This is a genomic window from Candidatus Protofrankia californiensis, from assembly GCF_900634765.1.
GTDB classification, from domain to species: domain Bacteria; phylum Actinomycetota; class Actinomycetes; order Frankiales; family Frankiaceae; genus Protofrankia; species Protofrankia californiensis.
In genome coordinates this window covers 11,683-12,409 of the sequence record NZ_CAAAFT010000194.1, presented here as the reverse complement: position 1 = coordinate 12,409, position 727 = coordinate 11,683, and the positions used below count along the sequence as shown (strand labels likewise).

The following is a 727-nucleotide window of genomic DNA, read 5'->3' as shown; positions in this document are numbered from 1 at the left end:
CGATCTCGGGTGTGTCGCGGGATTCCTGCGCTGGGTCGCATTTGGCGAGGACTTCCAGGCCGATGTAGCGGTGGGTTTCGATCCACTCGTCGTGTTGCTCGGCAAGCACAGCACCGACGAGCCTTATGATAGCCCCACGGTCGGGGAAGATACCGACGACGTCGGTACGCTGGCGTATTTCCCGGTTCAGCCGTTCCTGCGGGTTCGACGACCAGATCTGGCGCCAGATCTCCCGCGGGTAGACGGTGAACGCGAGCAGATCGGATTTCGCGTCGGACAAATGGTCGGCAGTCTTGGGGAGTTTCTCCGAAAGCGCCTCGACGACCCGGTCGAACTGCACGCTGACCTCGTTCGTATCCGCCTGGTCGAAAACAGTACGCACCAAGGTAGCGACCTACGGCTGGGAGGATTTCGGAGTGGCGGTCAGCAAATCCCGGAGATAATGGACCTTATGCCGACGTCGGCATAAAACGCACTTCCAGCGCAACGTCGCCGTCCGGGTGCCCAAGCACTCCGCGAGCATGGTCACCGCCACCATCGGCACGATCTTCGCGCAGTCCACCGCCGAGCTCGTGCGCGCCCAGGTCGACACCGTCGCCGACCTCCTCGCGCCGCGGTTCCCCGCGGTCGCCGCCATGCTCGGCGACGCCAAGGCCGACCTCACCGCCTTCGCGGACTTCCCCGACGCCCACTGGCGCAAGATCTGGTCCAACAATCCCCTCGAGCG

General features: G+C 64.2%; 2 pseudogenes. One reads left to right on the top strand and one right to left on the bottom strand.

Annotated elements, in window-relative coordinates:
* Positions 1-460: pseudogene (locus DD1DGNOD_RS10755) on the bottom strand (transposase); the annotation flags it as partial.
* Here DD1DGNOD_RS10755 and DD1DGNOD_RS10750 point away from each other — a divergent pair.
* Positions 444-727 (top strand): annotated as a pseudogene (locus tag DD1DGNOD_RS10750) (transposase); the annotation flags it as partial. The pseudogenes DD1DGNOD_RS10755 and DD1DGNOD_RS10750 sit on opposite strands and share 17 nt — an antisense overlap.